At 59.5% G+C, this 23,837-nt stretch carries 22 protein-coding genes and 1 riboswitch; of the genes, 11 read left to right on the top strand and 11 right to left on the bottom strand.

Annotation, left to right across the window (positions count from 1 at the left end):
- Positions 1-29: 29 nt before the first annotated feature.
- From ACR0I7_RS12630 to ACR0I7_RS12665, 8 genes are all read left to right on the top strand, one after another.
- The gene (locus ACR0I7_RS12630) at positions 30-548 is read left to right on the top strand and encodes a Fur family transcriptional regulator (protein WP_480511535.1); all 519 of its coding nucleotides are present in this window, start codon (positions 30-32) and stop codon (positions 546-548) included.
- The gene (locus ACR0I7_RS12635) at positions 545-1,285 is read left to right on the top strand and encodes a metal ABC transporter ATP-binding protein (protein ID WP_480511537.1); all 741 of its coding nucleotides are present in this window, start codon (positions 545-547) and stop codon (positions 1,283-1,285) included. Before ACR0I7_RS12630 ends, ACR0I7_RS12635 begins: the two co-directional genes overlap by 4 nt.
- Positions 1,285-2,082 carry a metal ABC transporter permease gene (locus tag ACR0I7_RS12640; protein ID WP_480511539.1) on the top strand — a complete coding sequence of 266 codons (798 nt, stop codon included), beginning with the start codon at positions 1,285-1,287 and terminating at the stop codon, positions 2,080-2,082. The genes ACR0I7_RS12635 and ACR0I7_RS12640 overlap by 1 nt, the downstream gene beginning before the upstream one ends.
- 117 nt (positions 2,083-2,199) lie before the next feature.
- Positions 2,200-3,678 carry a Y-family DNA polymerase gene (locus ACR0I7_RS12645; protein WP_480511541.1) on the top strand — a complete coding sequence of 493 codons (1,479 nt, stop codon included), beginning with the start codon at positions 2,200-2,202 and terminating at the stop codon, positions 3,676-3,678.
- On the top strand, positions 3,675-7,052 hold the full coding sequence (locus tag ACR0I7_RS12650; RefSeq protein ID WP_480511543.1) for an error-prone DNA polymerase: 3,378 nt from the start codon (positions 3,675-3,677) through the stop codon (positions 7,050-7,052). The genes ACR0I7_RS12645 and ACR0I7_RS12650 overlap by 4 nt, the downstream gene beginning before the upstream one ends.
- A 62-nt stretch (positions 7,053-7,114) precedes the next feature.
- Positions 7,115-7,219, top strand: a riboswitch (TPP riboswitch).
- Positions 7,220-7,251: 32 nt separating this feature from the next.
- Positions 7,252-8,232: a thiamine ABC transporter substrate binding subunit gene (gene thiB / locus ACR0I7_RS12655; RefSeq protein ID WP_480511545.1), complete on the top strand. Its 981-nt coding sequence runs from the start codon at positions 7,252-7,254 to the stop codon at positions 8,230-8,232.
- Positions 8,208-9,755 (top strand): ABC transporter permease family protein, encoded by a 1,548-nt coding sequence (locus tag ACR0I7_RS12660; protein WP_480511547.1) that lies wholly within the window; start codon positions 8,208-8,210, stop codon positions 9,753-9,755. The genes thiB and ACR0I7_RS12660 overlap by 25 nt, the downstream gene beginning before the upstream one ends.
- Entirely contained in the window at positions 9,742-10,434 is a 693-nt protein-coding gene (locus ACR0I7_RS12665; RefSeq protein WP_480511548.1) for a thiamine ABC transporter ATP-binding protein, read from the top strand. The genes ACR0I7_RS12660 and ACR0I7_RS12665 overlap by 14 nt, the downstream gene beginning before the upstream one ends.
- Positions 10,435-10,463: 29 nt before the next feature.
- Here the strand turns inward: ACR0I7_RS12665 and ACR0I7_RS12670 are convergent, their stop codons facing one another.
- From ACR0I7_RS12670 to ACR0I7_RS12680, 3 genes are read right to left on the bottom strand one after another with little or no spacing between them, the layout of a single operon-like run.
- A complete protein-coding gene (locus ACR0I7_RS12670) occupies positions 10,464-10,979 on the bottom strand; it encodes a flavin reductase family protein (protein ID WP_480511549.1) in 516 nt (171 codons plus the stop codon).
- Entirely contained in the window at positions 10,979-11,869 is an 891-nt protein-coding gene (locus ACR0I7_RS12675; RefSeq protein ID WP_480511551.1) for an aldo/keto reductase, read from the bottom strand. Before ACR0I7_RS12675 ends, ACR0I7_RS12670 begins: the two co-directional genes overlap by 1 nt.
- Entirely contained in the window at positions 11,869-13,023 is a 1,155-nt protein-coding gene (locus ACR0I7_RS12680; RefSeq protein WP_480511553.1) for an LLM class flavin-dependent oxidoreductase, read from the bottom strand. Before ACR0I7_RS12680 ends, ACR0I7_RS12675 begins: the two co-directional genes overlap by 1 nt.
- A gap of 103 nt (positions 13,024-13,126) precedes the next feature.
- Here ACR0I7_RS12680 and ACR0I7_RS12685 point away from each other — a divergent pair, with 103 nt between their 5' ends.
- Together ACR0I7_RS12685 and ACR0I7_RS12690 are read left to right on the top strand one after the other, a co-directional pair.
- Positions 13,127-13,837, top strand: coding sequence for a GntR family transcriptional regulator (locus tag ACR0I7_RS12685; RefSeq protein WP_480511555.1), 711 nt, complete (start codon positions 13,127-13,129; stop codon positions 13,835-13,837).
- A 16-nt stretch (positions 13,838-13,853) separates the two neighbouring features.
- Positions 13,854-14,954: a Gfo/Idh/MocA family protein gene (locus tag ACR0I7_RS12690; protein WP_480511557.1), complete on the top strand. Its 1,101-nt coding sequence runs from the start codon at positions 13,854-13,856 to the stop codon at positions 14,952-14,954.
- Between the two features lie 37 nt (positions 14,955-14,991).
- Here the strand turns inward: ACR0I7_RS12690 and ACR0I7_RS12695 are convergent, their stop codons facing one another.
- Entirely contained in the window at positions 14,992-15,810 is an 819-nt protein-coding gene (locus ACR0I7_RS12695) for a helix-turn-helix domain-containing protein (RefSeq protein WP_480511559.1), read from the bottom strand.
- Positions 15,811-15,924: 114 nt separating this feature from the next.
- Between ACR0I7_RS12695 and ACR0I7_RS12700 the strand changes: the two genes are divergently transcribed.
- Entirely contained in the window at positions 15,925-16,815 is an 891-nt protein-coding gene (locus ACR0I7_RS12700) for an SRPBCC family protein (RefSeq protein WP_480511561.1), read from the top strand.
- A 187-nt stretch (positions 16,816-17,002) separates the two neighbouring features.
- On the opposite strand, the gene ACR0I7_RS12705 is transcribed toward ACR0I7_RS12700, so the two are convergent.
- From ACR0I7_RS12705 to ACR0I7_RS12735, 7 genes are all read right to left on the bottom strand, one after another.
- Positions 17,003-17,968 carry an AraC family transcriptional regulator gene (locus tag ACR0I7_RS12705; RefSeq protein WP_480511563.1) on the bottom strand — a complete coding sequence of 322 codons (966 nt, stop codon included), beginning with the start codon at positions 17,966-17,968 and terminating at the stop codon, positions 17,003-17,005.
- Between the two features lie 57 nt (positions 17,969-18,025).
- The gene (locus tag ACR0I7_RS12710) at positions 18,026-18,619 is read right to left on the bottom strand and encodes a YceI family protein (RefSeq protein WP_480511564.1); all 594 of its coding nucleotides are present in this window, start codon (positions 18,617-18,619) and stop codon (positions 18,026-18,028) included.
- Between the two features lie 157 nt (positions 18,620-18,776).
- Entirely contained in the window at positions 18,777-20,285 is a 1,509-nt protein-coding gene (locus tag ACR0I7_RS12715) for a mannitol dehydrogenase family protein (RefSeq protein ID WP_480511566.1), read from the bottom strand.
- Positions 20,285-21,058 carry an L-iditol 2-dehydrogenase gene (locus ACR0I7_RS12720; RefSeq protein ID WP_480511568.1) on the bottom strand — a complete coding sequence of 258 codons (774 nt, stop codon included), beginning with the start codon at positions 21,056-21,058 and terminating at the stop codon, positions 20,285-20,287. The genes ACR0I7_RS12715 and ACR0I7_RS12720 overlap by 1 nt, the downstream gene beginning before the upstream one ends.
- On the bottom strand, positions 21,055-22,059 hold the full coding sequence (locus ACR0I7_RS12725) for an ABC transporter ATP-binding protein (RefSeq protein ID WP_480511570.1): 1,005 nt from the start codon (positions 22,057-22,059) through the stop codon (positions 21,055-21,057). The genes ACR0I7_RS12720 and ACR0I7_RS12725 overlap by 4 nt, the downstream gene beginning before the upstream one ends.
- 12 nt (positions 22,060-22,071) lie before the next feature.
- Entirely contained in the window at positions 22,072-22,902 is an 831-nt protein-coding gene (locus ACR0I7_RS12730) for a carbohydrate ABC transporter permease (protein WP_480511572.1), read from the bottom strand.
- Positions 22,903-22,914: 12 nt separating this feature from the next.
- A complete protein-coding gene (locus tag ACR0I7_RS12735; protein ID WP_480511573.1) occupies positions 22,915-23,781 on the bottom strand; it encodes a carbohydrate ABC transporter permease in 867 nt (288 codons plus the stop codon).
- Positions 23,782-23,837: the final 56 nt, after the last annotated feature.

The raw sequence follows: 23,837 nt of genomic DNA on the forward strand, positions 1-23,837 counted from the left end.
TGCCAGCGATATAAATGATATGAAATAACATGACAAGCGAAACGCAGCCAGCACAAACAGACGACACCGATCTCGTGGGGTTTCATAAGCATGACCACGACGTTTGCGTGGAAACCGGACTGACCGCAGCCGAGGCGCGATGCAAAGCTGAAGGGCTCCGCCTGACGCCGGTGCGCCGCAAGGTGCTGGAAATGCTGCTGCAGGAGCACCGGGCCCTTGGGGCATATGCTATCCTTGACCGCCTGCGCGACGAGGGCTTCGGCTCACAGCCACCAGTGGCCTATCGTGCGCTTGATTTTCTGGTGGAACATGGGTTTGCCCATAAAATCGAACGTTTGAACGCCTTTGTCGCCTGTACGCATCCGGGTGCATCGCATTCTCCGGCCTTTATGATTTGCAGGAAATGCGATGCGGTGGCCGAAACGCAATCAACACCGGCCAAGGGGGCCCTTGGCGCTGCCGCCCGCGCAGTGGGATTCGAGATTGAGCGCACAGTTGTAGAGGCCGAAGGTATCTGCCCCGACTGCACCCAAAAGGCGCAGAAATGAGCCTGATCACTGTTGAAGACCTGAGTGTGCGCTATGGTGCGAATACCATTCTGCGTCATGTCGGTATGTCCATCGAGGCCGGTGAAATCGTCACGATTGTCGGCCCGAACGGGTCTGGCAAAACCAGCCTGTTGCGGGCCATCATTGGTGCGGCCCCGCTTTCTGCCGGGCGGGTTTCGCACAAACCCGGCCTCAAAATCGGCTATGTGCCGCAAAAGCTGCATATTGATCCGACATTGCCGATCACCGTCGAGCGTTTCATGCGGCTGACCGGGCACGTGTCACGTCAGGATTGCGCCGATGCGCTTGAGGCGGCTGGCGTGCCGGATTTATTGAAACGGCAAATGTCGCAGCTGTCCGGCGGGCAGTTTCAGCGTGTCTTGCTGGCACGGGCATTGATCAACCGGCCGGATATTCTGTTGCTGGATGAGGCCACGCAGGGTCTTGATCAACGTGGTTCGGCCGCGTTCTACCAGCAAATCGAAGCCGTGCGCCATGAAACCGGATGTGCGGTGTTGATGATCAGTCACGAACTTCATGTGGTCATGAGCGCCTCGGACCGGGTCATCTGCCTGAACGGTCATGTCTGCTGCGAAGGCTCGCCCGCTGTCGTCGCCTCGGCCCCGGAATATCGGGCCCTGTTCGGAACGGGCACGGGCGGTGCGCTTGCCCTCTACCGTCACGAGCATGACCACCATCATGACCACACTGAAAAACCGCAGGAAGCTGCTGAATAATGCTTGACGATTTCATGACCCGAGCCACGCTCGCCGGCGTGGGCGTCGCCTTTGCGGCGGCCCCTCTTGGTTGCTTTGTAGTGTGGCGCCGGATGGCCTATTTCGGGGACGCAACAGCCCATGCCGCCATCCTTGGCGTTGCGCTGTCGCTGACATTTCAGATGTCTGTCTTTACGGGAGCCTTGGTTGTAGCGCTGATCATGGCGATGACCGTAACTCTGTTGGCTGGACGCGGCTATGCCATGGACACGCTGCTGGGGGTTCTGGCCCATTCCGCTCTGGCGTTTGGGCTTGTTGCTGTCTCTTTTCTGTCTGGTGTCCGAATTGATCTGATGGCCTATCTGTTTGGCGACATCCTGGCGGTGTCGCGCGCTGATCTGGCCGTCATCTGGGGCGGCGCAGCATTGGTTGTGGCCCTGATCGGCTGGCGATGGTCCCAACTTTTGACAGCGACATTGAACGAAGAACTGGCCTATGCCAGCGGTTTTGATCCCAAGCGCGAGCAGTTGATTCTGACACTGTCTCTGGCTGTGACGGTCGCGGTCGCCATCAAGGTCGTCGGGGTACTGCTGATTGCGGCCATGCTGATCATACCGGCCGCCGCCGCGCGCAGCCTTGCGCGTTCGCCCGAAGCGATGGCCCTGATCGCCGCAGCAATCGGCGCAATATCCGCCGTTGCAGGATTGCGGGCGGCCTATGTTTTAGACACACCTGCGGGCCCTTCGATCGTGTGCGTGGCCGCCATTTTGTTCGCGTGCTTCAGCCTTGTTGGCTGGCAGACCCAACATAAGAACTAAACAGATCAGTTGCTGAAAAGGGCCTGAGGGCGCCCCCTTCCAAGGATGCGCTCAAAGACTCGACTCTGCAAAGCGAAAGAACTAAATAGAACATATAGTGAACATTTGGTGTTTGGCATGTTCGATAAAGCCGATCGGCGCGTCATTTCATTGTGGTTTCCCCGACTTGCAACAGACCGGGTTCTGCGGCGGCGGCCCATTTACGGGCCTTTTGCGCTGACGCTTCGGGAGAACAATACCAACAGGGTTTATTGCCTGAATGATGCGGCCGAGCAGCAGGGGTTGTATCGCGGCATGGTCTTTTCCGATGCCCGCGCATTTTGCCCTGACTTGCTGAGCAGCCCGGCAGATCAGATCGCTGACCGGCGCTTTTTGACCGGCCTGCGACGATGGGCGACACGGTACTGCCCCTGGGTCGGGCTCGAAGGAGAAGACGGGCTGGTCATGGATATTACCGGTTCGGCCCATCTGCTAGGTGGCGAGGCGGGACTGCTCAGCGATTTACGTCAGCGGTTCTGCCGAGCCGGACTTTCCGTGCGAATTGGACTGGGCGATACGCGCGGGGCTGCCTGGGCCTTGGCCCATCACGGAGAAGGTGTAGCGACCCCCAACATGGCATTGGACGCCCTTGCCCCCCTACCGGTGGCGGCATTGCGGCTGGATGTCGACACCGTCACCACATTGCAGCGGCTTGGGTTACGCACCATTGCACAACTGCATCAGGCCGCCCGTTCCCCGCTTGCGCGTCGCTTCGGTCCGGGGCTGCTGATGCGGCTGGATCAGGCCTTGGGCGCACAGCCCGAAGACATCTCACCGCAATCCGACCCACCGCACTATGGCGTTCGGATGAGCATGCCTGACCCTATCGGGCTAGAAGCGGATGTGATGGCCAGCACCGCGCGCTTGCTGGACCGGTTATGTCAAAAACTGACCGATCAAGGCAGCGCGGCCCGCGTGTTCGACCTGACCCTGCACCGGGTCGACCAACAGGCTCAGCATGTCGAGCTGCGGCTGGCCCGCCCCATGCGCGATCCCATGCGCATCCTGCCGCTGTTCACCCGTGGGATCAGCGAGGTGGATGCAGGGTACGGGATCGACCAGTTGCGGCTTGAGGCCCGGCAGGTCGAGCGACAGCAGATGCAGCAGGTCAGCCATGCCCGCGCCGACACATCAGATCAGGTGGATGATCTGATCACCCGCATCGGCACCCAGATCGGGTTAGAGAATGTTCTGCGGTTTCTGCCTGCCGACAGCCACATTCCCGAACGCAGCTCGATCATCGCCCCGGCGGCGTATTCCAGCCCGCAACCCTTTCAGATCGCTCCCAATACCCGCCCGCTGACCCTGTTCCCGCCCGAAGCTATTGCCGCCACCGGCGCACAACCACCACAGCATTTCCGCTGGCGGCGCATGCGACTGGCCACGCTGCGCGCCACCGGACCGGAACGCCTGACCCCCGAGTGGTGGTTCGATGATCCAAACTGGCGCAATGGCGTGCGCGATTACTGGCGCGTTGAAACCCGGCAGGGCCGCCGCCTCTGGCTGTTCCATACACCGCAAAATCCTGGCTGGTTCGTTCAGGGAGAGTTCGCATGATCGAAATCAACCGCGAACACCGCCCCGTCACAGCGCAACGCCGCGACTGGTTGCACCGACCTGTCGATGCCTATGCCGAACTCTGCGTGACCACGAATTTCACCTTTCTCACCGGCGCATCGCACCCCGAGGAATTCGTCACCCGCGCCGCCGAGCTTGGCCTTTCCGCCATTGCCATCACCGACCGTAATTCGCTGGCCGGGGTGGTGCGGGCCTATTCCGCCTTGAAGGAGCTGCAACGCGAGGCGGATGAGGCCGTACGCATCCGCTCGCAACATCGCGTCGACAGCTGTTCGCGGCAGGAAATCGGCAGGCCCGAGGATATCGCCCGCCCGGCAGGGCCGCACGTGCCCCGGCTGATCACAGGGTGCCGCCTTGTCCTGCGCGACAGCACGGTGGAATGGCTGGCATTTCCCTCTGATCTGGCCGCATACCAGCGGCTGACCCGGCTGTTGACCTTGGGCAAAAGACGCGCCGAAAAGGGGCAATGCCATCTTGACTTGCGGGACATGCAGGAGGGGTGCAGCGGTATGATCCTGATCGCCCTGCCCCAAGGAGGGCTGCAAACCGCGATCCCGGACATCCAGCGCATGCAACGACGCTTTCCCGGTTTTGTCTTTCTGGGGGCCGCGCCGCGCTATGACGGCTCGGACCAGACCTATCTGGACCAGTGTGCGCAGCTGGCCCTGCGATGCTCTGCCCCGATGGTTGCGGTGGGCGATGTGCTGATGCACCGCAGCAACCGCCGCCCGCTGGCCGATGTGCTGACCTGCATGCGCGAAGGTTGCACCATCGACGAAATCGGCGCCCGCGCCCTGCCCAATGCCGAGCGGCGTCTGAAAGGCCATGCCGATATGGCGCGGGTGTTCCGCAATCATCCTGCCGCCTTGCGCCGAACGCTTGAGATCACCGCGCGCTGCCGGTTCAGTTTGAAAGAACTGAGCTATCAATATCCCGATGAAATCGCCCAAGGGGGTGAAACCCCGATGGAGCGCCTGCGGCGACTTGCCGAAGAAGGTCTGGCGCGGCGATATCCCGAAGGCCCCCCGGAACGGGCAGTAAGTCTGATGCAGAAAGAGCTGGCCGTGGTGGCCGAGCTGAATTTCCCCGCCTATTTCCTGACCGTCCATGACATCGTGCAATATGCCCGCAGCCAGAACATCCTGTGTCAGGGGCGAGGGTCGGCGGCCAATTCGATCCTATGTTATCTGCTGGGCATCACCGACGTATCCCCGGATGTCATCGGCATGGTGTTCGAGCGCTTTGTCTCACGCCATCGCGGTGAACCGCCCGATATCGACGTCGATTTCGAACATGAGCGGCGTGAAGAGGTGATCCAGTGGATTTACGAAAAATATGGCCGCCACCGCGCAGGTCTGTGCGCCACAGTCATCCATTTCCGATCCCGCGCTGCAATCCGCGAGGTCGGTAAGGCCATGGGGCTAAGCCAAGATGTCACGGCGGGGATGTCCGGCTCGATCTGGGGCCATTCCGGCAGCGGCCCGGATATGGACCGCGTGCGCGAACTGGGCCTTGATCCGGATGATCGCCGCCTTGCGCAGACCCTGACGCTGATCGGAGAGATCATCGGCTTCCCCCGCCACTTGTCGCAGCATGTGGGCGGCTTTGTCATCACCAAGGGGCGGCTGGACGAGCTTTGTCCGATCGAAAATGCCGCGATGGAGGACCGCACGGTCATCGAATGGGACAAGGACGATATCGATGCGCTGGGGATTTTAAAGGTCGATGTGCTGGGCCTTGGGATGCTCAGCTGTATCCGCAAGGCGTTTGACCTGCTGGACATGCACGAAGGGGAACGCCTGACCCTTGCCACCGTCCCGCCAGAAGACCCGGAAACCTATCAGATGCTGCAAGTGGCAGATGCAATCGGGGTGTTTCAGGTCGAAAGCCGCGCGCAGATGAACTTTCTGCCCCGCATGAAGCCGCGCGAATTCTACGATCTGGTGATCGAGGTCGCCATCGTCCGGCCCGGCCCGATTCAGGGCGGCATGGTTCAACCCTATATTCGGCGGCGTCAGGGACTGGAGAAACCCGAACCTTTTGGGCGTGAGCTTGAAGAGGTCACCCGCCGCACCCTTGGCGTACCGCTGTTTCAGGAACAGGCCCTGCAAATCGCCGTTGTTGGTGCAGGCTATACCGCGGAAGAGGCTGACCACCTGCGCCGCGCGCTGGCCTCATTCCGCCGGATGGGCACGATTGGCGAACATCGCGACAAGTTCATCAACGGGATGCTGGACCGGGGGTATTCCCCCGAAATCGCCACGCGCTGCTTTTCGCAGATCGAAGGATTTGCCGATTACGGCTTTCCCGAAAGCCATGCGGCGGCCTTTGCGCTGCTTGTCTATGTTTCGGCCTGGCTCAAACGCCATCACCCGGCGATCTTTGCCTGTGCGCTGCTGAACTCTCAGCCCATGGGGTTCTATGCCCCGGCCCAGATCGTGCGCGATGCGCGCGAACATCATGTCGAGGTTTGCCCCGTCTGCGTCAATACCAGCACATGGGACAATACGCTGGAACGCCGGATGGACGGCTCGCTGGCCCTGCGGCTTGGTTTTCGTCAGATCAAAGGGTTCAAGGAAGATGACGCCGACTGGATCACCGCCGCGCGCGGCAATGGGTATACCGATCCCGAGGCCGTGTGGCTGCGCGCCGGTGTTGCCCCGGCGGTTTTGGAGCGTCTTGCCGAGGCGGACGCCTTTTCCGGCATAAGCCTGACCCGCCGTGATGCGCTGTGGCAGGTGCGGGCCATTCGCGGGACAAAACCGCTGCCCCTGTTCAACGATCCCATTGACGGAGAGGCCATCTATGAGCCCCAAGTCACCCTGCCCGCCATGCATCTGGGTGAAGAGGTGGTTGAGGATTACGTCTCAACCCGCCTGACATTGCGCGCCCATCCGATGGAGATGCTGCGCCCTTCGATGCCCGGCCTGACACCGCATGACAAACTGGTTGACGCACCGCTGCAACGCACCAGCGTCTGCGGCCTTGTCATCACCCGCCAGCGCCCCGGTACCGCCTCGGGCGTTATTTTCCTGACGCTCGAGGATGAAACCGGGGTCAGCAATGTCGTGGTCTGGCGCAAGGTCTTTGAACAGTTTCGCCGCGCCGTGATGGGCGCACGATTGCTGCGCGTGACCGGCAGACTGCAACGTGAAGGGATCGTGGTGCATCTGATCGCGGAACGGATTGAGGACGTCTCTCACAAGCTCAGCGAGCTGGGCCATCCGCTGGAAGAGGCCGTGGGGCAGACAATGCCCCAGACAGACGATGCACCGCGCCCACCCCCGGCCCCACGCGCCATGCACCCGCGCGAGCAGGCAAAACGTCTGTTCCCAAGCCGGGACTTTCATTAGCCCAAACACCCCAACGATACGGCCGAATTGGCTTGTATTTATGCCCGCATCCGCCTAAGCACGGCCTCACCTCGGGGTGCGTGGCCTGCCGCGCTGAGATGCCTTTGGCGAACCCGTTGAACCTGAACCGGCTAGAACCGGCGGAGGGAAAGGTGACGGTTTCATCCATCCTTACCCTCTCGCCGCAATGGAGGATGATATGAAACATCTGCTAATTGCTGCGGGATTGCTGAGCGCAACATCGGCCATCGCAGCCGACAAACCACAGCTGACCGTTTACACCTATGACAGCTTTGTCTCGGACTGGGGCCCGGGCCCAAAGGTCAAAGAGGCGTTCGAGGCGGTCTGTGACTGCGAACTGAACCTTGTGGGCATCGAGGATGGTGCAGCCCTGTTGTCGCGTATCCGGCTTGAAGGCGAAAACTCGGACGCGGATGTCGTGTTGGGTCTGGACACCAACCTGATCACCGCCGCCAAGGAAACCGGCCTGTTTGCACCGCACGCGGTCAGTGCCGATTATGCGCTGCCAGTCGAATGGAACGATGACGTCTTTACCCCCTATGACTGGGGATACTTCGCGTTTGTTCACAACGCGGATGAAGCGGCACCCGCCAACTTCCGTGAACTGGCCGACAGCGAAACCAAGATCATCATTCAGGACCCACGTTCATCTACTCCGGGTCTGGGACTGCTGTTATGGGTCAAAGCGGCTTATGGCGACGAAGCTCCCGAAATCTGGGAAGGGCTTGCCGACAACGTCGTGACCGTGACCAAGGGCTGGTCCGAGGCTTACGGTCTGTTCCTTGAGGGCGAAGCGGACATGGTACTCAGCTATACCACCTCACCCGCCTATCACCTGATCGCCGAAGAAGATGACAGCAAAGCAGCCGCGGCCTTCGACGAAGGCCACTATATGCAGGTTGAAGTTGCCGCCAAAATGGCCGGAAGTGATCAGCCCGAACTGGCCGACCAGTTTCTGGAATTCATGGTCACAGACGCGTTCCAAGAGATCATTCCGACAACCAACTGGATGTATCCGGCCGTGACCCCTGCTTCGGGACTGCCCGAAGGGTTTGACACGCTGACCGTACCGGCGAAATCCCTGCTGCTTGCGGCAGATGAGGCCGCCGCCCTGCGGGATCAGGCACTTGCCGAATGGCTGGGCGCGCTCAGCCAGTAAGCGCATGGCCAGGCATCAGCGCGGCGGCTCTGGTCGCCGCGCTGATACTGGGCACGCTGGCCGCTGTTGCCCTGCGTGCCGAAACTGCCGGCGGGTTTGGTCCTGCCGACTGGGCCGCGCTGCGTTTCACCCTTATTCAGGCGGTTCTGTCCGCCCTGTTCAGCGCGGGCCTTGCCGTACCGGTGGCGCGCGCGCTGGCGCGTCGGCGGTTTCGCGGGCGCAGCGTTCTGATCACGCTGCTGGGCGCGCCGTTCATCCTGCCAATCATCGTCGCAATCATCGGCCTGTTGCAGGTCTTTGGCCGCGCCGGATGGGTTTCAGATATTCTGGGCCTCTTCGGCCTGCCGCCCATCCGGATTTACGGGCTGCACGGGGTCGTGCTGGCGCATGTTTTCTTCAACCTGCCTTTGGCAACGCGCCTGCTGTTGCAGGGGTGGCAGGAAATCCCGGCCGAACGGTTTCGTCTAGCCGCACAACTGGGCTGCCAGGGATGGGCGATGTTCCGTCTGATCGAGATGCCGATGCTGCGGCGCACCCTGCCCGGTGTGCTGGCGGTGATCTTTGCAATATGTCTGACCAGCTTTGCTGTCGCCCTGACATTGGGCGGAGGTCCGCGCGCGACGACAATTGAGCTCGCGATTTATCAGGCGTTTACCTACGACTTTAACCTCGGTCGCGCCGCACTTTTGTCGGCCTTGCAACTGGCATTGACTGCCGCCGCAGCTGCGGCAGCTCTTAAGTTCTCGCGCCGGGACGGGTTCGGCGCGGGACTGGATCGTGCCATCCGGCGCTGGGATGGCGGAACGCCGGTGATCGACGCGCTCTGGATTGCCCTCGCTGCGGCCTTCCTGCTCTTGCCGCTGGCATCGGTTGTGATCTCTGGACTGTCGGGCATGTTCGACATGCCCATATCGATCTTGCGCGCAGCGTTAACCTCGATCGGTGTTGCAGCCGCGAGTACCGTGATCCTGCTGCTGCTTGCCCTGCCGATGGCCGCCGCAGTTGCAACTGGGCGGCATAGTCTTGTCGAAATCAGTGGCATTCTGGGGCTGGCTGCGTCGCCATTGGTTATCGGGACCGGCCTGTTCATCCTGATCCGGCCCGTCGCCAATCCGACGATGCTGGCACTGCCGGTCACCGCGCTGGTGAATGCCGCCATGGCGCTGCCATTTGCGTTGCGCATTCTCGTCCCTGCGGCGCGGGATACTGTAGCGCGGAATGGGCGGCTGGCCCTGTCACTGGATATGAATAAGACAACATTTTTCACCCTGATCCTGCTACCGCGCATGCGCCCGCAAATTGGTTTTGCAGCCGGGCTGACGGCGGCCTTATCCATGGGGGATCTGGGTGTGATCGCCCTGTTCGCAGATGCGCAAATCGCCACCCTGCCCCTGCAAATCTATCGCCTGATGGGCGCCTATCAGATGCAGGCCGCAGCCGGAGGGGCACTGTTGCTGTTGATGTTATCACTTGGGGCATTCTGGATATTGGATCGCGGAGGACGTTGGCATGCTGAAGCTTGAAAGCTGCACCATCGCAAATGGGGACTTTGCCTTGCGGGCCAGCCTCTCGATTGGCACCGGCGCTCGCATCGCGATCATCGGCCCGTCAGGAGCCGGGAAATCAACCCTCCTGGAGGCCATCGCAGGGTTTCGCGATCTAACGCAGGGGAAGATATTCTGGAACGATGCCGAGATCGGCAATCTGCCACCCGGCAAACGCCCGTTAGCCATGCTGTTTCAGGATGGCAACCTGTTCCCCCACCTGAGCGCCGAACAGAATATCGCGCTGGGTATACGCCCGAACGGGCGACTATCGGCGGGTGAGGCGGCAGACGTGCAAACCGCGCTGCAGCGTGTTGGTCTGGCCGGGATGGGGGGCCGTAAACCCGCTGAACTGTCGGGCGGGCAGCAAAGCCGCGTGGCCTTGGCGCGGGTTTTGGTTCAAAGGCGGCAGGTGCTGTTGCTGGATGAACCTTTTGCCGCGCTTGGCCCCGCGTTAAAAGCCGAAATGCTGGATCTGGTCGCCGACCTTGTGGCTGAGACCGGAACAACGTTGCTGATGATCAGCCATGACCCTCTGGACGCGCGGCGGATTGCGGATCAAACCGTATTGGTCGCCGATGGCTCGGCACACCCGCCGATGCCCACGCATGAGCTGCTCGACAATCCTCCGCCCAGTTTACGCGACTATCTGGGATAGAGGCGCGCGCTGCCGCAAAGGCGCCGCAGCTATTCCCCTGAAAACGGGCCGAGCTTTCCTGCGTAAAATGTCAGGGCATCCCCCTCGCTCATACTGGCGCGCAAGACCCGACCAACCACGATGACATGATCCCCCGCATCATGATAGGCGTGCTGCGCGCATTCGAACCGCGCCAGACAATCGGGCAACAGCGGCGTGCCGTTTGAACAGCGATCATGGTCGAGATCACGCAGGGCAAAGGCGTCTTTCGAGCATCCGAAACACAGCTCGGCCTGTTCCGAAGACAACACATGAACGCTGAAATGCCGCGCCTTGTGGAAATAGGGAAACCGGCGCGAATTGCGATCACCGGCCCACATGATCAGAGGCGGATCAAGCGACAAAGACGAAAAGCTATTGGCCGTGATACAGACCGGGCCATCCTCGCTGTCGCAGGTGACGATGGTCACGCCCGTGGCAAAGCGGCCAAAGGCATCGCGCAGGGTGCGGGTGTCATCCTTGTGAGGGACAAATGTATGGGTCATGTCCTTTGAGATTGCATTCATCATGGTACCTCATGCCCCAGCGCCGCCTCATAGAGACGGAACCAGCTTTCACGATCCAACCGGACTTTCAGCGCATCAGAGGCGCGCTTGATCCGGTCCAGATTGTTGGTGCCCAGCACAGGCAGAATGTTAGCCGGGTGGGCCAGCAGGAACGCCACGGCGACGGCGGCGCGATCCACACCGTACTCTGCTGCGATCTCATCCGCGACAACGCCCACAGGCGGGTTTCCAGCCATCAGCATACCGCCACCCAGCGGCGACCATGCCATCAGCGGGTGGCCGTGCTGCTGGTGAAAGGCCAGGCTGCCATTGGTGAAGGGGCCGATCTCACCCAGCGAAATCTCGATCTGGTTGGTGACAAGTTGCGTCTTCATTCCCGATTGGAGCAGGCTCCAATCCCAGGGGCGGAAGTTCGAAACCCCAACCGCGCGCACCTTGCCGCTGGCGACAACCTCATCCAGAGCAGCGCCGGTTTCTTGGTGATCCATCATTGGATCGGGACGGTGGATCAACAGCAGATCGATATGGTTAATCGCCATCTCTGACAGCGACGTATCGACCGATTTCAGGATATGCGCGCGCGAGGTGTCGTAGTATTTGACCTTGGCGTCCGCATAACGTCCGCAGGGCGCGACGATATCGCATTTGGTGACGATCTCCATATTCTGGCGCAGGCTCGGATTGGCCCGCAAAGCATTGCCTAGAATCGCCTCCGCCCCGTAATCGCCGTAGATATCCGCCTGATCGAAAGTGGTGATGCCCTGATCCAGACAGGCTTGGATCTTGGCTTCGACATGAGACGCAGACGTATCGTCGTCATCGCCCAGCCGCCACATGCCATAGACAAGGCGGCTCAGTTCCAGCGTTTCATTCAGTTTTACACGTTGCATCAGCGGCGAACTCCGTTGCCCAGCGGCGTCGCCGGGGTCGTTTTGGGCACCCTTCCGTATTCTTCCGGAAGCGAGCAGGTTTTCAGATTGGGCAGTACGCGGGCGCCAAAGTGCTTGGCCTCGTCCATGTGCGGGTAGCCCGAGAAGATGAAGGCGCGGATGCCCATCTTTTGATATTCTTCGATCTTGGTCATAACCTGATCGGTCGACCCGACCAGCGCCGCCCCGCAGCCCGACCGCGCACGGCCCACACCGGTCCACAAGCCGGGCTCGACATAGCCATACTCATCGGCCAAATCACGGTTCTTGGCCTGATGTGCGACGCCCAGCGAGGTCGAATCCAAAGCACGTTCCCGGATGGCACGGCCGTATTCGTCGTCCAGCTTAGACACGATGTAATCCGCGTATTCCTGTGCCTCAGCCTCGGTGTCGCGGACGATCATGTGGACACGCAGGCCGTAGTCCAGCGTACGCCCGCATTCATCAGCGACGGTATGAACCGCTTTCATGCGCTCGGCCAGTTGGTTCTTGGTTTCCGGCCACATCAGATAGACATCGCAATGCTCGCCACACAGCCGCAGTGCGTCTGGCGAATACCCCCCGAAATACAGCAGCGGCCCGCCATCCTGATAGGGTTTCACCGGATCGGTCGTCAGGCCCGAGAAATTATAGACCTGCCCCGCGTGATTGATCTCATCCTGCGTCCAGGCCTGCTTTAGAATCTCAACCACTTCGCGCGAGCGCTGATAGCGATACGCGCTTTCGGCTTTCTCTCCGGGGAAATCGGATGAGATGATGTTCACCGTCAACCGCCCCTGCAGCATGTGATCCAGCGTGGCGATGGTGCGCGCCAGCATGATGGGCTGCATCTCGCCGCAGCGCACGGCGGCCAGCATGTTGATCTTGTCCGTGATCGGCGCGCAGCCTGCCACAAAGCTCAGAGTGTCCTGCCCGACCTGATAAGAGGACGGGCACAGGATGTTGCGAAAGCCTTGCGCCTCGGCCTCTTTCACGATGCTCGAACAATGATCCCAGCTGGATCGCAAATCCCCATCCGGCACCCCCAGAAACTGATAATCATCCGAGCACAACGCGGCAAACCACGATACTTCGGCAGCGGCCAGATCGGGTGATGTGATGGGGACAACCGTCATGTGATTCTTTCTCCGGGCTGGTCTGCTTTTTCACTTGCGTAGCAATCGCATTGATGTAGATCAATAGTGTATCAATTTTTCCTGCCATCAAGTGAACCGCCCCGTGTCTGCGACCAGCCGCAACCCCAATGCCCTGCCGATCTATATTCAGATTGCCGAACTTCTGATCCGCGATATCGCAGCCGGGCGCCTGATTGATGGTGAGCGGCTCCCCCCTGAGCGCGAGATGGCGGCTGAACTTGATGTGTCGGTCGGGACCCTGCGGAAATCACTTGCCGAGCTTGAGAAGAAGGGAATGCTGGAGCGCATTCAGGGCTCGGGCAACTACATTCGGGGAACAGGCACGCAAAACAGTGTCTACGCGATGTTCCGGCTTGAGCTGCCCGAAGGCGGCGGCCTGCCCCGCGCCGATATTCTTTCGGTTCACCATTTGGAGAAATCCAAGGATCTGCCGCAATTCGGAACCACCCGCAGCGGATCACGCGTGCGCCGCATACGCTATCTGAATGACACAATCATCGCGATCGAAGAAATCTGGCTGGACGAATCGGCCGGGCTGATCGATCAGCGGCAGCTGTCAGACTCGCTCTATCGCTATTATCAGAACCAATTGCGGTTCTGGATCACACGGGCAGAAGACAGGGTATCCGTTGGGGCGGTCCCGGACTGGTCACCTCCGGCATTCACGCGAAAAGAGGGGGAAACGGTGGGGTATATCGAACGGTTTAGCTGGTCCGAAGCACCGGAACCTGTCGAATTCTCAAAAACATGGTTCGATCCCGATCGGGCCACCTATGTTCAACGCCTAAAATAAGAAAAAGGAAATGCGCATGACCCGGACCATCAATTACGGGCTGATCGGATGCGGAATGATGGGGCAAGAGCACCTGCACAACATTGCCCTGCTCGACCGGACGCGGGTCACCGCGATCTTTGAGCCGGACCCGGACATGGCCCGTCAGGCGCAAGACATTGTTCCCGATGCCATTCTGGTGCCATCTGTGCAGGACCTGCTGGCAATCGATGATCTGGATTGTATCGTCATCACCAGCCCCAATCATTTGCATGCCGACCAGATCGCCGAGATCGCGCGCACGCGTCCGCTGCCACTGTTGGTCGAAAAGCCTCTGTTCACCGACCCCGCAGATATGGATCGGCTGCGCAATATCGAAGAGACCTATCCGCATCCGATCTGGGTGGCGATGGAATACCGCTATATGCCCCCGATCGCGGCGCTGATCGCCGAGGCCGAGGCAACAAGCGGCGGCATCAAGATGCTAACCATTCGCGAGCATCGTTTTCCGTTTCTGGAAAAGGTCGGCAACTGGAATCGGTTCAACCGGAACACCGGCGGCACCTTTGTCGAAAAATGCTGCCACTTCTTCGATCTGATGCGGCTGATCCTGCAATCCGATCCGGTGCGGGTTTCAGCAAGTGGCGGACAAGCCGTAAATCACTTCGATGAGACATATGATGGCGAAACCCCGGACATTCTGGACCACGGCTATGTCATCGTCGATTTTGCCTCGGGCGCGCGTGCCATGCTCGAGCTGTGCATGTTCGCCGAAGGCGCCGAATATCAGGAGGAGATCTCGGCCATAGGCCCTGACGCAAAGGTCGAAGCACTGGTGCCCGGCCCCGGCCGGTTTTGGCCCAAACATCTGGGCGCACCGCCGGTTCCGCAGTTAATCGTAAGCCCCAGACACCCGCGAGGCCCGGTTTCGAAGGAAATCCCGGTAGACCCCCGCCTGCTGGCTGCCGGCGACCACAACGGCTCGACCTATTTTCAGCATGAACGGTTTCTGGAACTGCTGCGAGGAGAGCGCAGATCGCCCGAGGTGTCACTGAATGACGGGATTTGGGCCGTCAGAACCGGCCTTGCGGCACAAGAGGCCCTCGCCCATGGCCGGACCGTGACTTTGCAGGGATAAATCCTGACTTGCAGTGAGGCAGGGCAGCGGCTCGGCCTCACTGTATGTGCCGGTCCGCGTGCCCGAACTTGTTGTGAAACCAGCGGCGGGTGACTTCGTCGGCGGGCAACAGGGTTTCGATGCGCAGATCATCCAGCGCGGCATCCGCGCTCATCCCGATGGTTGCGATCAGCGAAAACATCTGCAGCTGCACATCATCAATCTGAAACCGAAGCGCCAAAACGGGCGCGTTGTGGTGCGGGCCGGGGCTGTTCAGCAATGCGTCAACGCCCGGCAACCCCTTGAGTTCGGTCAGCAAATCCTGCGCCTCAGCATCAGTGGGACGCCTTGCAACTTCAAATTCGAGCAGCCGCAGCAAGGCGCGGGCGGCTTCCTGCCAGTTGCCAATGCTATTCCGCACCCGCCCCGGCGACAGGATTTCGCGCAGCAAATTCGGGTCATTGCGCGCCCCTAGATATGGGAAAAACGCCTGCGCTGGCGCATTTGCCTTCACAAGGTTCCAGATCCGGTCAACCGACACGGCCGGAAACGGCGCATGCCCCGACAGCACATGATCGATCGAGGCATCAATGGCCGACTGGGTATCGCCGTCCCATCCCTGCCTCGCCGACCTTGCGGCAAACCCCGCAGACAGCAGCATGGCATCAACCTCAGCGGCGGGCATCTCAAGCGCCTCTGCAAGCTGCGCGATCGCAAAACGGCTTGGGTTTGAGCGCCCAGTTTCAAGAAAACTGATGTGACGCTGAGACATTCCGGCTTGCAGCGACAATTCCAGCTGGCTCAGCCGCCGCCTCTGCCGCCAGTTCTTCAGAAAGCCCGGAAACGCAAGTTCGGGCGTGTTCAGATTATAGCTCATCTCCGAAATCTGCACTTTTGTGACGCGCAGGTCCATTACGTCGGACGTAATTGAGATGAATGCCCGCCAGTTGCAGGATTCCCCCGGTTATCAATCGACAGAATGGACATGATCATGGAAAACTCACAACGCGCCCGTTTCTGGCTGGGCCTGAACGCCGGTTTCTCACTGTTTTTGGGGGCTGTTTTTCTGATTGCGACAGGCACAGCTGCACAAATGATCTTTGCCGGGGCCGCAGACTGGCACGTCATCTCGCTGCGGCTGCTTGGCGCCGGCCTGATTATTTTCGGCATCGACCTGGCCTTTCTGGCCCGGGATCGCTTTGTCACCCGAAAGATGGTGCTGGCGATCACCATGATGGATGTGGGCTGGATCGTTGGCAGTGCCCTGGTGCTGGCGATGGCGGGCCATCTGTTCTCGGACGCCGGAAAAGCCGCCATTGTTGTCGTTGCCCTCTTTGTCGGTCTCTTTGCGCTGGGGCAATACAGCGGATCTCGCCAAATGGTTCCCGCGCTCAGCAAAGCGTCGGTCACCTCCGCAGGGGCAAAGCTGGTGGCACAGGTCACCCGGCCGGTGAATGCGCCTCCTGAAGTGGTCTGGCGTGTTATGAACGATCATCCCGGCTACGCAGATGTGGCCGACAACCTCTCGAAAGTTGAGGTTATCTCTGGTGGGGGCATAGGGATGCAGCGTCGATGCTATGGCCCGAAAGGCGAGAACTGGCTGGAAACCTGCGATCTGTTTGAGGACGGGCGCGCCTATGGCTTTCGCATACATACCGAAGCGCAAGACTACCCCTACCCGATTTCCAATCTGCATGGAGAGTGGAGCGTGCGCAAACTCGCCCAAGGCTCAGAGTTCGCGATCCACATCGAAGCCGCGCCCAAGGGCAATCTTCTGGTTCAGAACCTGTTCAAACTGGCGGCCAAACGGCAGTTCAGGGCCGTCCTGGCGGATCTGGCGGACCGGTGGGCAGCTCAGATGGAGCGCGAAGCACGTACCTAGCGGGCCGAGCCGCCATCCTATCCGGGGCGCACGAGGTTATGACCCTCTTGCGCCCCTTCACATCAGACGATCAACGCGGATTTGATATGCTGGATACCGATCAAGGGATGGAACCGGCAGGCGCGGTTGTGACAACTGCATCGACTGCAGGACAAACGCAGGTTTTGATCGCCCGAGATGTCGTTCCTCACCCCACCTGAACACCGCCTCTTGTCAGCGTCAGGACCTGCGGATCATCAACTACCGGCATGCAGAGCGTCATCCCATTCTCGGGACAAATCGGATGCGCACCATCGACCTGATACATCTCAAACGGCGTATGGAGACCGGCGCACAGCCCAGTCCGGGGCAGCCAGTATGATCCCAGCCACCGCCATGCACGCATCAGCGCGCCCGAGTCGCCGGTAACCTCGACAGCCGCGAAACGTGTGGCAGGCATGTGCTGTATGCTGACGATATCGTCTTCTGTGACCGTCTCATCCACCTCGATGCAGACATCATATTGGCAATATTGCGGAGGCGTAATGCTTGGGTTGTTGGGGCAAATCCCAAAGACTGTCGTATTATCGTGCCAAATACCTTGCCTTTTCGCCCAAGCCAAAAGACGATCAATTGTGTCGGCGATGCCGCCGGTCGGCGCGCCAGCAGAGGGCATATTGAAGTAAGGTCCGATATGCCGAATATACGCCACGCGCGTTTCCGGCATCCGGCGCAGAGCAGCTGACAGCGATGGCATCGGGCTCGCGCTGGGTGATGTTGCCGCAAGCATCGGGTATTGCCACCACTGATTTTTGGGAAAATCAATAACACACCCACGGTTGGCGTCACGAAACCGTCTTGGCCCCACACCATACCGTCGCCGAAATGCATGAGAGAAGGCTTGCGAGCCCGAAAACCCAACCTCAAGCGCGATGCTTGTGATGGGCAGGTCTGGCTTTGCAACCAAAGCCGAAACCGATTTCTCAAGACGAGATCGGGTCAGAAATTCGATGGGGGTCTCGCCGCAGTGTTCCGTAAAAACACGCGCAAAGTGATAACGCGACAGGCACGCGACATCGGCCATTTCGTCCAGAGTCATCGGTTCGGCCCCGGATTTTCGGACAACGTCGATTACCCGGTTCACACGATGACGCTGTAGCGCGTTCTTATTCATCTTCTGGTCCGCACACCCACATGCCTGACTATACAGGCACGTGGGGTAGCCTAGCAGCTACTGGCCTTTGAGTTCAGTATTTATTTCGATCGAGATCGGTCCGGTTGAATAAGATCCGACACCAAAGGCCTGATGATCAATATCCCCCGTCGCATGGAACGCGACCCATGGCCCTTTGTAGTAGTCAATATATTGCCCAACCGGATGATCGCCCTGATGCGTAAGCTTGGTGTCGAAGGTGACGGGTTTGGTCACCCCGTTTAGCGTCAGATCTCCGGTCACCTTGGCCGTATCATCGCCTGTCAGTTCGATTGACGTGCTTTTGAACAGAATCTCGGAATGGGTTTCGACGTTCAGCCAGTTTGCCCCCATCAACTCGGCATCAAGAGGCGGGAACCCGGTGGACAGGCTGCTGGCATCGATGCTGATTTCGATACTGGCCTGATCGGGTTGCTGGGGATCAAGCACCAAAGCCCCGGAAAGTCTGGTAAATTCCCCATGCTGCCGCGAAACACCGGCGTGGCTCCAGCCAAAGAAAACCTCCGTGTGGCCCTGATCGATAACATAGGTGTCAGCGGCGTATACCGGCTGCGTCGCAAGTGTCAGGGCAAGCGCAAAACCCGCCAGTGCCCCACATGCCATTTTATTCATCGTGATAGATCCCTGCTGGCTGAGACGCCCGGAAAGATCTGAGGACAGATTGCACCGGACACCGTTGTTTCAGCCATTGGTAATCAGGTTCCGCACAAGAAACTTGATCCAGATTGCTCTTTTGAACTGCGTATGGACAAAATGAACAGACCGGTGGTCAGCTTCGGTCAGCGTGATCCAGATAGCGGGCCATCGCCGCACGACTTCCCTGCTGCCAGATGAGCGTCAGCCAATGGGAAAACTCATCCGAAAACACTGCTGCCTCCGCAAGGCCGCCGTACAGGTTTGCCTGATCTATCCAAGCTTGGGGGTTTGTCCGGGCGGCATGGGCAGCGGATTGCAACTGGTCCCATACCGGATCATTGGGCGCAATCTCGGTGCCGTCCTCTCGGGTCCCTGCGCACATCCGGCACCAGAAGGCCTCGGCAAGGGCAAGCCCCGTTGCGGCCGTGCCAGACGACAATGCATCGCGTAGCGAAGGGAATAGAAATCCCGCATGTCGGGCCGACCCATCGAAGGCCACCCGGCGTGTTGTGTCGTAGATGGCGGTATTCGCAAATCTGCGCCTGATCAGATCGAGGTATTCGGCGGGCGTTGTGCCGGGCACCGCATCGACATGCGGCAGAATCTCTTCGACCTGAACCTTTTGAAAAAACGCCTGAATATCAGCGTCCTGCATGCAGTCGGAAATTGTCGGAACGTTCAGAATCTCGCCGACATTTGCCAACAGCTGATGACCACCATTCAGGATGCGCAGCTTCATCGCCTCATATATGTGTACGCTGTCGGTTATCGTCACGCCAACGTCTTCCAACGGCGGACGACCGGCGCAAAAATTGTCTTCGATCACCCATTGGCGGAAATTCTCATGCGAAACCGGCACGTGATCTTCGATACCCAGCGCCTTGCAGTGTGACCGGGTCTGGTCCGTTGTGGCCGGCACGATGCAATCCACCATTGAATTCGGGAATGCACCGGTGCGATCTATCCAATCCGCCAACTCGGGATCGGTCAGTCGGGCCAGACCCAGAATGCACTGACGCAAAATCGCCCCGTTTCCCTGCAGATTATCGCAGCTCAGCGCTGTGAAGGGGGCTGCGCCCGCCGCACGGCGCGCCCTAAGCGCAGCCAGCATGGCACCAAAGGCTGTCTTTGGATGATCCGGATTTTGCGCATCATGGCGAATATCTTCATGGTCTGCGTCAAAGTCACCCGAATTCGGGTCCAAATAATATCCACCTTCGGTCACAGTGAGTGAGACAATCCGAATGGCGGGATCAGACATCATCCGGATCAAGGACGCATTGTCGCTTTCGATGGGCAGGTAATCCAGCATAGGGGCGATGACTTCTGCCGAGGTCTGCGACGGATCGAGTTCAATCAACGTGGTGAGACAATCCTGCGCCAACAGTCTTTCGCGCATATCGGCATCATATGGGCGTATCCCGGCGCCAATGATTGCCCAGTCATGGGCCCTTCCCTGCTGCATAAGCCGATGGATGTACCAGGCCTGATGCGCGCGATGAAAATTGCCGAGCCCGATATGTACGATACCCGGGCTCAGCTCTTCACGCCGATATACTGGCCGCGCGATCTCCGAGGGCAGATCACCCAAAGAAGTCAGGCCGAGTTTTGTCGGGATATGGGTGCTGGTCACAGGGGTCATCAGCTCATCCAATTTCCACCATCGACGTTATAGGTCTGCGCAACGATGTATTGGGCGTCATCCGAAGCGAGGAACACTGCCATCCCGGTCAGATCTTCGGCTCGGCCCATGCGGCCAAAGGGGACGGCTGCAGCCACCTCGCGTTTTTTCTGACCCGGCGCTTTGCCTTCATGTTTGGCAAAAAACGCATCCACGCCATCCCAATGCTCACCATCCACAACACCGGGCGCGATCGCGTTGACGTTGATCCCATGAGAGATGAGGTTCAGACCGGCAGACTGTGTCAGCGAGATAATGGCCGCCTTGCTCGCGCAATAGACAGCCACCAGAGGTTCCCCCCTGCGCCCGGCCTGCGACGCCATGTTGATGATACGGCCTTTGACCTTGCGCTCGATCATGTGGCGCGCGACAGCTTGCATCGTGAACAGAGTACCCGCCACGTTGATATCGAACACGTTGGTGTAGTCAGCGCGTTTGATCTCGGTGATCGGCGCGGCGGTGAAAATGGCCGCGTTATTGATTAGAATATCGATATCGCCAAGTTGTGCAGTCGTCTGCGCAACCGCATCGTCGATGCTGTCCTGACTGGTGACGTCCATCTCGACCGCGATTGCATCCTCGCCCAGTTCGGCTGCTGCCGTTTGAGCGCGCGCGATGTCGATATCGGCGATGGCAACACGTGCGCCTTCGGCGACATAGGCTTGAGCAAAGGCCAGCCCGATGCCCCGGGCAGCCCCCGTAATAAGGGCGGTTTTGCCGCTCAGCCGTTTCATGCGATCCGAAGCCCCTGTGTGTCGAACCGATGGATGACATCCGCGCGTGGTGTCAGGTGAATGCGATCTCCGTGTCGGAAGCCCACCTCGCCATCCGCACGTACGGTGATCGTTTCGGCGATACCCGTTTCATGCACGTGAAAGAACGTGTCCGACCCAAGATGCTCGGAGACACTGACAACGCCCGACCAGGTGCCTTCGCTGTCGGACACCGCGATATGCTCTGGTCGGATGCCGATTGTGCGCGCGTCATGCTTGGCAGCCTCTTCCCCTTCGATAAAGTTCATCTTGGGCGAACCGATGAAGCCCGCCACAAACAGGTTGCGGGGCGTGCGGTACAGTTCCAGCGGCGTTCCGACCTGTTCGATCACCCCGGCCTGCAGCACCACGATCTTGTCGGCCATGGTCATGGCTTCGACCTGATCATGGGTTACGTAGATCATCGTGGTGGCCAGACGTTCATGCAGTTCGCTGATCTCAAGCCGCATACCGACCCGCAGCGCCGCATCAAGGTTAGACAGCGGTTCGTCGAACAGAAACGCCGCCGGTTCGCGCACAATCGCGCGGCCAATGGCGACCCGCTGACGCTGCCCGCCGGACAATTGACCGGGGCGGCGGTCCAGATAATCCGTCAGGTTCAGAACACTCGCCGCGCCTTCGACGCGTTTGTCGATATCGGCCTGATCCAGTTTCGCCATCCGCAACGGGAAGGCGATGTTCTTGCGCACTGTCATATGCGGATAAAGCGCATAGGACTGGAACACCATCGCCAACCCACGTTTGGCAGGGGGAACATCGGTGGCGTCTGCACCATCAATGTCGATGGATCCGCTGGTAATATCCTCCAGCCCGGCAATCAAGCGCAACAGGGTGGATTTGCCACAGCCCGAGGGTCCGACAAAAACCGTGAATTCGCCATCTTGAATAGTCAGATCCAGCGGCGGAATAACCTGCACGTCGCCAAAGCTTTTGGTCACAGACTTGAGTTGGATACGTCCCATAAGTCGTCTTCCTTATTTCACAGCGCCGAAGGTCAGGCCGCGGACAAGTTGTTTCTGGCTGAACCAGCCAAGGATCAGGATGGGTGCAATCGCCATGGTCGAGGCCGCGCTGAGCTTGGCGAAGAACAAGCCCTCGGGGCTGGAATAGCTGGCGATAAAGGCCGTCAGCGGGGCGGCGTCTACAGCGGTCAGGTTGAGGGTCCAGAACGCCTCGTTCCAGGCCAGGATGAAGTTCAGCAATACGGTCGACGCGATGCCGGGCACGGCCATGGGGGTCAGGACATAGAGGATTTCCTCTTTCAAACTCGCCCCGTCCATCCGTGCGGCTTCCAAAATTTCGCCGGGGATTTCGCGGAAATAAGTATACAGCATCCAAACGATGATCGGCAGGTTGATCAGCATCAGCACGACGACCAGACCACCACGCGTGTCCAGAAGACCCAACCGGATGAACAGCAGGTAGATCGGATAAAGCACGCCCACCGCAGGCAGCATTTTGGTGGACAGCATCCATAGCAGAATGTCCTTGGTGCGCTTGGACGGAACGAATGCCATCGCCCAGGCAGCAGGCACCGCGATGATCACGCCCAGAATGGTTGAACCACCCGCGATGATGACCGAGTTCCACAGGAACCGCATATAGTCCGAACGTTCCTGCACGACGGCATAGTTCTCAAGCGTCCAGTTGAAGTTCAGGAACAGCGGCGGGCTGGCAATGGCCTCTGCCTCGGTCTTGAAACTGGTCAGGATGGTCCAGAGAATCGGGAAAAAGATTAGCAATCCGACGGCCCAGGCAAGGGCGGTGTTCAGCGATTTACGGCGGGGTGTGACAGCGCGGGCCATGGCTTTACCTCCTCACGCGTCCAGGTTCTTGCCGACGATGCGCATCAGGAAGATCGCAACGATATTGGCAAGGATGATGGCATAGACACCTCCGGCTGATCCAAGGCCGACATTCTGGCTTTCCAGCACACGCTGGAAGATCAGATAGGTGAGTGTACGGGTGCCGAATGCGCCGCCGGTGGTCACGAAAATCTCGGCGAAGATCGACAGAAGGAAGATCGTCTGGATCAGGATCACAATGGTTATGGCGCGGCTCAGATGCGGCAGGATGATGTGATAGAACCGTTTCAGCGGCGGCGCGCCATCCATCTCGGCAGCTTCCAATTGTTCACTGTCCAGCGATTGGATCGCAGTCAGCAGGATCAGCGTCGCAAAGGGCAACCATTGCCACGAGACAATCATGATGATCGAGGTCATCGACGCCTCGGACAGCCACGAGATCGGCTCGGCCCCGAAAAAGCGCCACAGATGCGCCAGCAACCCGTTCACCGGGTCCATGAACATGTTCTTCCAGACCAGTGCCGAAACCGTCGGCATGACGAAGAACGGCGCGATGACAAGGATGCGAACAACGCCCTGCCCCCACATCGGTTGATCCAGCAGCATCGCCAGCAGGATGCCCAAGATGACCGTGATGACCAGCACGCCGCCAACAATGACAAGCGTAGCCTGAACGGCAGGCCAGAAAGAACTTGACGAGACAAACCGAACGTAGTTGTCGAAGCCGACCCAGCCCAAATCACCGCCACGCAGGGGTAGGTATTTTTTGAAGGAAAAATACAGGGTCATGGTCAGCGGCACGAGCATCCAGCCAAGCAACAGGACCACAGCGGGGGCCATCATAAGGCGGGCAACGGATCTGGAGTGTTGGGTAGCCATTTCGCAAAACCTCTCTGTTCAGGCGCAACGCAAGCCTGCGAGAAAAACGCGGATTG

This window comes from Ruegeria sp. AM1 (genome assembly GCF_056540745.1).

Bases quoted from the DNA above. Each gene is read 5' to 3' on its own strand.
- ACR0I7_RS12630 (WP_480511535.1), top strand. From the start codon at position 30: ATGACAAGCGAAACGCAGCCAGCACAAACAGACGACACCGATCTCGTG.
- ACR0I7_RS12635 (WP_480511537.1), top strand. From the start codon at position 545: ATGAGCCTGATCACTGTTGAAGACCTGAGTGTGCGCTATGGTGCGAAT.
- ACR0I7_RS12640 (WP_480511539.1), top strand. From the start codon at position 1,285: ATGCTTGACGATTTCATGACCCGAGCCACGCTCGCCGGCGTGGGCGTC.
- ACR0I7_RS12645 (WP_480511541.1), top strand. From the start codon at position 2,200: ATGTTCGATAAAGCCGATCGGCGCGTCATTTCATTGTGGTTTCCCCGA.
- ACR0I7_RS12650 (WP_480511543.1), top strand. From the start codon at position 3,675: ATGATCGAAATCAACCGCGAACACCGCCCCGTCACAGCGCAACGCCGC.
- thiB (WP_480511545.1), top strand. From the start codon at position 7,252: ATGAAACATCTGCTAATTGCTGCGGGATTGCTGAGCGCAACATCGGCC.
- ACR0I7_RS12660 (WP_480511547.1), top strand. From the start codon at position 8,208: ATGGCTGGGCGCGCTCAGCCAGTAAGCGCATGGCCAGGCATCAGCGCG.
- ACR0I7_RS12665 (WP_480511548.1), top strand. From the start codon at position 9,742: ATGCTGAAGCTTGAAAGCTGCACCATCGCAAATGGGGACTTTGCCTTG.
- ACR0I7_RS12670 (WP_480511549.1), bottom strand. From the start codon at position 10,979: ATGAATGCAATCTCAAAGGACATGACCCATACATTTGTCCCTCACAAG.
- ACR0I7_RS12675 (WP_480511551.1), bottom strand. From the start codon at position 11,869: ATGCAACGTGTAAAACTGAATGAAACGCTGGAACTGAGCCGCCTTGTC.
- ACR0I7_RS12680 (WP_480511553.1), bottom strand. From the start codon at position 13,023: ATGACGGTTGTCCCCATCACATCACCCGATCTGGCCGCTGCCGAAGTA.
- ACR0I7_RS12690 (WP_480511557.1), top strand. From the start codon at position 13,854: ATGACCCGGACCATCAATTACGGGCTGATCGGATGCGGAATGATGGGG.
- ACR0I7_RS12695 (WP_480511559.1), bottom strand. From the start codon at position 15,810: ATGAGCTATAATCTGAACACGCCCGAACTTGCGTTTCCGGGCTTTCTG.
- ACR0I7_RS12700 (WP_480511561.1), top strand. From the start codon at position 15,925: ATGGAAAACTCACAACGCGCCCGTTTCTGGCTGGGCCTGAACGCCGGT.
- ACR0I7_RS12705 (WP_480511563.1), bottom strand. From the start codon at position 17,968: ATGAATAAGAACGCGCTACAGCGTCATCGTGTGAACCGGGTAATCGAC.
- ACR0I7_RS12710 (WP_480511564.1), bottom strand. From the start codon at position 18,619: ATGAATAAAATGGCATGTGGGGCACTGGCGGGTTTTGCGCTTGCCCTG.
- ACR0I7_RS12715 (WP_480511566.1), bottom strand. From the start codon at position 20,285: ATGACCCCTGTGACCAGCACCCATATCCCGACAAAACTCGGCCTGACT.
- ACR0I7_RS12720 (WP_480511568.1), bottom strand. From the start codon at position 21,058: ATGAAACGGCTGAGCGGCAAAACCGCCCTTATTACGGGGGCTGCCCGG.
- ACR0I7_RS12725 (WP_480511570.1), bottom strand. From the start codon at position 22,059: ATGGGACGTATCCAACTCAAGTCTGTGACCAAAAGCTTTGGCGACGTG.
- ACR0I7_RS12730 (WP_480511572.1), bottom strand. From the start codon at position 22,902: ATGGCCCGCGCTGTCACACCCCGCCGTAAATCGCTGAACACCGCCCTT.
- ACR0I7_RS12735 (WP_480511573.1), bottom strand. From the start codon at position 23,781: ATGGCTACCCAACACTCCAGATCCGTTGCCCGCCTTATGATGGCCCCC.